Here is a 7,804-nt window from a genome sequence, read left to right on the forward strand (position 1 = left end):
TCCTAAGGGTAGGTTATCCACGTGTTACTGAGCCGTACGCCACGAGCCTAAACTCGTTCGACTTGCATGGCTTAATCGAATCCCAATAGCAGTAGCATCTGCCAGGATCAAACAGAATTGAACACATAACAGACATAATAATAAGTATTATGAAGTACGCTAAAAAAATATAGACGAGTAAATACACTAAAATTTGTGTCATAAAAATTTCTATAACCAAATTTCACCACATCTACAAAACCAACATCATACTCGAAAAAACTCAAGTACTCATGAAAGCATATTAATAGAATTAATAATATGAAATTAATCAATTAAATATGATAATTATAGCTACATGCGGAAAAGCAACCATCATAGTCATTTATTGTAAATATACAACACGACTTAGGTCATCGCCATAAACACATAGCACATCTTATAGAGCAAGATATTTTATCAACAAAATTAATTAAAATATATTGCAAAATAATTTTAAAATTATAAAAAATTAAAAATAAAAAATTTCAGTTAAAATTAAAATATATGAAAATTTTATTACAAAAAATATAAAGTATAAACTATTTACTAAAGAAAAATTTCTAAAATGTTTTACTCAAATTCTACAAAATAAAAAGTAATACAAAAAAATAATTTTGTAATAAATATCGGAAATAATAAAATAATATATAAACAAGTACCCCTCAAAAAATTTTACCTATTTAAAACTTTCTAATTAAATTAAATAAAAATTACTTTATATATACCATTACCATATAATTAATTGGTGATAAAATATGAAATTTGGTATAGAATTCGTACCTCAAATACCTTTAAAAGAACTCGTAAGATTAGTAAAAATAGCAGAAGATGTCGGTTTTGAATACGCATGGATCACTGACCACTACAACAACAAAAACGTATACGAAACCTTAGCATTAATTGCAGCTGAAACTGAAACCATTAAAATGGGTCCTGGTGTAACCAACCCATACGTAAGAAGCCCTGCAATTTCCGCTTCTGCAATCGCAACCATTGACGAAATTTCAGAAGGTAGAGCAACCTTCGGTATTGGTCCTGGTGACAAAGCAACTTTCGATGCTTTAGGAATTGAATGGACTAAACCTGTATCTACCATTAAAGCAGCAATTGCTGACATTAATACTTTATTAGCTGGAGAAAAAACCGAAGCTGGAGCAGCTTTAGGTGGAGTTAAAAAAGTACAAGACGCAATCCCTATTTACATGGGTGCACAAGGTCCTAAAATGTTAGAAACTGCTGGTGAAATCGCAGATGGTGTATTAATTAACGCTTCCAACCCTAAAGATTACGAAGCAGCTATGCCTATGATCAAAAAAGGTCTCGCAGCAGCTGGCGGAGACAAAGCATTCGATGTTGGTGCATACACTGCAACTTCAATCGGTCCTGACTCTGACGCAGCTAAAAACGCAGCTAAAATCGTTGTTGCATTTATTGCAGCAGGTTCCCCACCTCCAGTAATCGAAAGACACGGATTACCTGAAGGATTCAACGAAAAAATGGGAGAATTCTTAGCTAAAGGTGATTTCGGTGGAGCAATCGGTGCTGTAACTCCTGAAGCACTCGACGCATTCTCAGTATGTGGTACTCCTGATGAATTCATCCCTAAAATTGAAGGCTTAGCTGAAATGGGTGTAACTCAATACGTAGCAGGTTCCCCTGTTGGTAAAGACGTAGAAGAATCCATTAAATTATTAGGAGAAGTAATCGCAAGTTTCTAAACTTGCTCTCTTTTCTTTTTTTATTTTTTTAAATCACGTATACACAACTTAATAACAAAACTATTTTTAACAACAATTTTTAATTATAACATAATTACAATAATATTATAATGGAAATTGAAAACTTATGTAAAGAAATTCGAAGCAGAGCTTTTGAGCGAAAAGATCCAAAAACACCCGAACAAGTTGGTGCAAGTTGGTATAATGATGATTTAACTTATGACGGTATTTCAAAAACACTGTTTATTATTCTTCCAACACCAGGATGCTCATGGGCATTAGGAGACAGTGGCGGATGTACAATGTGCAGCTACATATCTGACTGTACACTGGAACCAATAGATACAGAAACCATCCTTAACATCTTTCATGACCACCTCTCCAGATTTGATATTGAAAATGAAGATAAAATATCTGTCAAATTATTTGCATCAGGAAGCTTTTTAAATCCATATGAACTTCCAATAGATGCCCGTGATGAGATATTAACTACACTGGCCAATATGGATAACGTTACTGAAATCATCGTTGAATCAAGACCAGAGTATGTGAAAGAAGAATATTTGGATGATATTTTTAATATTATTGGAGACAGACTGTTTGAAGTCAGTATCGGTCTTGAAACGTCAAATGATTATACTCGTTTAAATAAAATTAATAAAGGTTTTACTTTTAAAGATTTTGAAGATGCAGTTAAGTTAATGCAAAATTTAAGAGATACCAAAGGATATAATCTTAAATCAAAAGCCTATATTTTTGTGAAACCAATTCTCATCAGTGAATCACAGACAATAGCTGAAGCAATACAAACAGCTAAAGATTGTGAATCAATAGGCGTAGACAGATTATCTTTCTGCCCCGCTACAATTCACAGCGGAACAGTCATTGAAAGACTATGGAGAAAAGGAGCTTATCAGCCCCCATGGATTTGGAGCTGTATAGAAATCATCAATACTGTCAGGCGCGAAGTTAATATACCTGCACTTCTTGATACATCTGGATTTGGCTCCAGAAGAGGCCCTTACAATTGTAAAAAATGTAATAAAGACTTAAAACACATGATTATTGATTGCAATTTAACCCAAAGTATTGTTGAATATGAATGTGAATGTAAAGATGAATGGTTGGCTGAAGTTAAAAATGGGGATATGAACCAGTCCGCAGTGAAAATAAAACACATACCATTATATTGAATAATACATAATAATTATTATTGGAGGATTTAGATGAAAAATAAAATTGTTAGTTTGCTATCAATTATTTTTGGAATAATGATAATTTCATTTCCCCTGCTGGGAGTAGTCTCTTCCAGTGCAATAATCGGATTATCAGTTTTATTCATATCCATTTTTGCATTAATGATGGGAATTTCAATAATTGATTATAATAAATATGGTGCTATTACCGATTTGATTTTGGGAGTTGTGCTTCTTTTAATAAGTATTGGATTAATATTTAATCCTGCAATATTCAGTTTTTTAGCTGAAATAAGTCTATACTTGGCAGGAATCATACTGATTATTGCCGGAGTCGTTTCCTTAGTTAATAACCGTAGTTCAAAATATGGATTTTACATTGGAATAGCTGGAATAATATTGGGTGTATGTTACATTGTTATTGGAAGTTACGTTGCAGATCCTATTATTCTAGGCACATTAATTGGAATATGGTTAATATTTAGCGGTATTATGAGATTATTAAAATAATCTCCAATTTTCTTTTTGGTGTTTACTTTGATATGTATAAGTGCAGATTTTGATCCTGTCCACAAGGGTCATGGAAAGTTAATTAGCGAAGCCCGTAAAATTGCGGACAGGGAATCTAAAAAATTGGTTGTATATTTGAATAAGGGTTTTAGTGCCAATCATGCTCCTTTTTTTACAAGCTTCGAAGCCAGAAGCGAAATGGCACTAGCTTTGGGTGCTGATGAAATCAAATCCTTTGAAGGACTTCATCACAGACTGGTTTTATCCTACAGCGTTCCAATCAGACTGCAGCAGATGATTGATGATGGTGCAACAGACTACATTACCTCAGCAAGCATTTCCTTAGATGAAATTGCCGCAAAAGCTCAAAAATTTATTGATGAGGAAAATTTTGTTGGGATGCCCAAAAATTACACCAATAGAAATGAAATCAGATGGTATGCATTAAATGCATTTTTAGGTTCAAAACTTAAATTTCATATTGTAAAGGAATTCAATAAAGATAAATACTCTGGCCGTTTAATTAGACAATCAATTATCGATAATGATTATGTTATTACAAAAGATATTAGGAAATTACTTCCAAAGTCAAGTGTGGAAATCCTTGAAAAGGAAATAGAGAAAAATAATATCAATCTTGATCGTGACTGGGACAGCATTTATAAAAGGATGAATACCTATTCAAGAGGAAATCTCACGAAAATAGCTTACCTGAATGGGGAAACTATAAATCAAATTATTAAAAAAAGAGTATATTCCAATCCAGAATCAGTTTGGGCGGCCTTTAGAAGGTCAAATTATGGTCCTGTTATGACTCGCCTTGCAATCAGTTCCATTGAAAAGGACGTTACGAAAAAAGAGGTGATGGATTTAATGAAACACTATGAATCCAAGGGAGTCATTCCTGAAATGCAAAAAGTTTCCAGGGTAATTGAAAGGGCATGGTATGTCGCGTCAAAAACTCATGAGGGAATGAGCGCCAAGGAAGCAAACAACAATTTCAGACAGGGAAATATAGAAGTTAAAGATGTGCCGTTAGAACTGAATGCCGGTTTAAATCTCACACGCTTTGAAACAAAAATAATGAAAGAGAATTTAAACGGAGACTTATATGTTGATAAAAATAATAAAATATCAGTTCAGCTTAAAAGCGAAGGCAAAAAGATTAAAACAAATTTAAGACTGCCTGCCCGTGAAGTCACATATCTGAGATATATAATGGATTCACATTTTATTCCTGTCAGTGCAAAAAGCAAAAAAGATAAAAAAGGATATAAAATTAATGTTAAAATTGCTTAAGCTTATCCAAAGCCGTTTTAATCATTTTCAAATCATCATCATTAAAATAATCCAAGATTTCTTCAAGTTCCTCTGCTTTTCTTTTTGAAGACATCATAGTATTATTTATTCTTGAAAGAGATTTCTCTTTAAAATCGTCCCCTTCAGTGAGTGATAAAACCTCAAAAAACTCATCATCCAAATCCAGTTTTTTAGCCAATTCATATGTTTCTATCAATAGGACAGATAATGATTTTGTATATGTGCTTCTAAGCAGCTTTAATCTTGAAGCATCACCGATTTTATCGGAAATGATTTCTACATTTAAAAACTCATCTAAAAAAAGCAGTTTTTCGGCATCCTTACCTGATAGATATAATGTTGGTGAGGAAGAATCAATTTTTCCAATAATGGCTCCATCTACAAAATTATCCACCAGATTATTGATTTTTTCTGTTGTATATGGAGAAATATTATTTAAATCCAGATAAATTCCATTGCAATATTTAGAATAATTATTTGCGACTTCAAGTGCTTTTGCAGGAGTTACTGCAGATATGATAACATCCGCACATCCCAAAGCATCACCAAACGAATCATGAACTTGAACATTTGACTTACTAATTAAATCAGCAGTTTCTTTTGACCTATTTTCACAAGATGTAGTAAAATTAATGTCTGGAGATTGGATTATTTTAGAAAGAACATATGAAACTTTCCCAAATCCAATAAAAGCAATATTCATACTACCACTATCTTTTTAAAATAAGCATGTCTTGAAGATTAACACCAATATCACGAGCTATAGTATTGCATTTTGCACAAAGCAAAAAGTAAACCTCTTTTTTGGATAAATCAATTTCTGTTAATCCCTCGTAATTGCCCATTCCTTTGGATATTACAAATTCGTGGCTATTGAAAATTTCCCTAAATTCATCTGAGATTTCACTGTCAACGTAACCTACCGTTCCGGCACCTATCTCTACAATATCACCAAATTCGTCCAAACCGGTATCAATTGCATCTTCCATGCATGCATCATTTAAAATCGGTTGGGATTTAACGGCAATTGTAATGTCCAAACCATATTCTTTAATTTTAGATAATAATAATTTATCAAAAACTATTTCACCAGTATTGTCAACCAAATACAATACCCTGTCATGCTTTTCAAGGGATTCTTTAAAGGGTTCGATGTCTTTTATCACCAAGTCCTTATCTAATGCATCTGCTATCAGCTGTTCAATATCATCACTTAATTCAAATGCACCAAAATCCAGAATATTTCCAACAATAGCTATCTTTACACGATTTTCCAGAGTATCATTTTCCTTTAAAATATTTTTAGCCAATGGCAGAAATTTTAATGCAATCTCATTGCCCAATTTCTTCTGATTAATATAGGGATCATTACAATTGGTTTTAGCTTTAATGAGATTATGAATATGAGAACCGGTTTTATTAGAGTTAGTTCCTTTCTTAAATTTAGTAGCCAAGAATTTAAAAATATCATTCATTAACTCCATTTTTAAATCTTCATCATCTGTAGCTAAATCTATAGCTTCACGAGCTTGCCTTAAAAAACAAGGCCCACATTCATAACTAATCTTCAAAATTAACCACCATATATTATTTGAATTAATTGAATTTCATCGTCTTCGTTGATTATTGTATCCTCAATTACTAGTTCCCCATTCTGTTTTGCAACAACAGTCTGGGTTGATAGACCCATTTCCGTAATTAGGTCTTTAATTGCATAATTTTCTTGTGGTATTTCTTTTGATTCTGATTTATTTTTAAATTTTAAAGTAAAAGACATTTAATCACCTTTTAATTCTTCTATAAATGAACATGCTTTACATAATTCATTGGCTGCAGGTTCACCACATTTAGCACAGCGCCCATGAGAATATTCTTTTTTAAAGTCCTCTTTAATTGCATTCTTGATTTTATCATAGCCTCTCAAAGTTGAGTATTTAATTGTCGGATGATCCTCACTTAATTTGTTAATGACTTCTGAAACTTCTCCCCTGAATGACTGCTGTGCATACGGACAGCTTGCAAAGTGAACTTCCAATTCCTTTGCAACAACATATAATCCAATTTCACGTTCTGGAATTTCACGAAGAGGTTTGATTTTAACTGTGAATTCTTCTGCTTTTGATTCTGTTTTAGCTCCCAATTTAGTTAGATTATCAGTATTTCCTTCAAGATAATTCATCATTATCGCTTGAACCTCATCATCTAAATTATGGCCTGTAGCGATTTTAGTAGCTCCCATTTCACGGGCTGCCTTATTGATTATTGTTCTTCTAAAAACCCCACAATATGAACATGAACCTTTATGATTAGGCTTTTTCATTACTTCATCTAATGTGATACCATATGTATCTTTTAGGGAAACGACTTTATGTTCTATACCTAAACGTTCGGCATGTCTAATAGCTATATCAACACCGTCCTGCCGGTAATTGTCAATTCCTTCATCTACAGTTACGGCACAGATATCAATGATATTCATTTCACGAAATGAATTTAAAATTTCAAGTGTAGTTACACTATCCTTTCCTCCAGAAAGTGCAACCAAAACCTTATCTCCCTTATCCAATAATTTTTCTTTCCTAACCGTTTTAATAACTTTTCTTTCAATTGATTCTATAAAGCAGTCTTTACATAAATACTGACCGGACTGCTCTTTTTTAATAATAACATTAGGATTACCACATTTGGTACAATCCATATTCTCACCTACATCTGCTCCACAAATTGAGCTAATTGATTAAGGGTATTAACTTCAAATACATGTGCTCCAGCATCTTCATAGAGTGAAACACAACTATCAACTATATCCCATTTATTCCTATCTTCAGGATTTAGTATAACAACTTTTTTAGAGTCACGAACCATCTCTTCCACCAGATGTACGCTCGCAGGTATTCCATTTTGTTTTGGACCTGCCCAGTCCCTACAATCGGACAATATGATAACATAAGACTTATTGTTTAAATTTGCCTTTTCCTGAAATGCCTTGAATGCAGAATACATGTCTGAGGTTCCATGAACCATCATATTCTTAACTCT

Annotated in this window: 9 protein-coding genes and 1 rRNA gene; 4 read left to right on the forward strand and 6 right to left on the reverse strand. The window is 32.8% G+C overall.

The window, feature by feature from the left end; all coding sequences use genetic code 11:
- Positions 1–118 (reverse strand): 16S ribosomal RNA (locus tag ACKI3Q_RS06715); the annotation flags it as partial.
- A 658-nt stretch (positions 119–776) separates the two neighbouring features.
- Here ACKI3Q_RS06715 and mer point away from each other — a divergent pair.
- The 4 genes from mer to ACKI3Q_RS06735 all read left to right on the forward strand — a co-directional run bounded on the left by mer (position 777) and on the right by ACKI3Q_RS06735 (position 4,744).
- Positions 777–1,739 (forward strand): 5,10-methylenetetrahydromethanopterin reductase, encoded by a 963-nt coding sequence (mer, locus tag ACKI3Q_RS06720; RefSeq protein WP_407415512.1) that lies wholly within the window; start codon positions 777–779, stop codon positions 1,737–1,739.
- Between the two features lie 110 nt (positions 1,740–1,849).
- Entirely contained in the window at positions 1,850–2,932 is a 1,083-nt protein-coding gene (locus ACKI3Q_RS06725; protein ID WP_407415514.1) for an archaeosine biosynthesis radical SAM protein RaSEA, read from the forward strand.
- A 33-nt stretch (positions 2,933–2,965) separates the two neighbouring features.
- Positions 2,966–3,445, forward strand: coding sequence for a DUF308 domain-containing protein (locus ACKI3Q_RS06730; protein WP_407415516.1), 480 nt, complete (start codon positions 2,966–2,968; stop codon positions 3,443–3,445).
- A gap of 18 nt (positions 3,446–3,463) precedes the next feature.
- Positions 3,464–4,744 (forward strand): adenylyltransferase/cytidyltransferase family protein, encoded by a 1,281-nt coding sequence (locus tag ACKI3Q_RS06735; RefSeq protein WP_407415518.1) that lies wholly within the window; start codon positions 3,464–3,466, stop codon positions 4,742–4,744.
- Here ACKI3Q_RS06735 and ACKI3Q_RS06740 read toward each other — a convergent pair.
- The 5 genes from ACKI3Q_RS06740 to ACKI3Q_RS06760 form a co-directional block, all read right to left on the reverse strand.
- On the reverse strand, positions 4,731–5,468 hold the full coding sequence (locus tag ACKI3Q_RS06740; protein WP_407415520.1) for an NAD(P)-binding domain-containing protein: 738 nt from the start codon (positions 5,466–5,468) through the stop codon (positions 4,731–4,733). The two genes, ACKI3Q_RS06735 and ACKI3Q_RS06740, sit on opposite strands and share 14 nt — an antisense overlap.
- Before the next feature lie 7 nt (positions 5,469–5,475).
- Positions 5,476–6,336 carry a damage-control phosphatase ARMT1 family protein gene (locus ACKI3Q_RS06745; RefSeq protein ID WP_407415522.1) on the reverse strand — a complete coding sequence of 287 codons (861 nt, stop codon included), beginning with the start codon at positions 6,334–6,336 and terminating at the stop codon, positions 5,476–5,478.
- Positions 6,337–6,338: 2 nt separating this feature from the next.
- Positions 6,339–6,542 (reverse strand): MoaD/ThiS family protein, encoded by a 204-nt coding sequence (locus ACKI3Q_RS06750; protein WP_407415524.1) that lies wholly within the window; start codon positions 6,540–6,542, stop codon positions 6,339–6,341.
- A complete protein-coding gene (locus ACKI3Q_RS06755) occupies positions 6,543–7,463 on the reverse strand; it encodes a TIGR00269 family protein (protein WP_407415526.1) in 921 nt (306 codons plus the stop codon).
- Positions 7,464–7,471: 8 nt separating this feature from the next.
- Positions 7,472–7,804 (reverse strand): VWA domain-containing protein (locus tag ACKI3Q_RS06760; RefSeq protein WP_407415528.1); only part of this gene is annotated, 333 nt, incomplete at its 5' end.

The organism is Methanobrevibacter sp., assembly GCF_045636185.1.
Classification (GTDB): Archaea; Methanobacteriota; Methanobacteria; order Methanobacteriales; family Methanobacteriaceae; genus Methanocatella.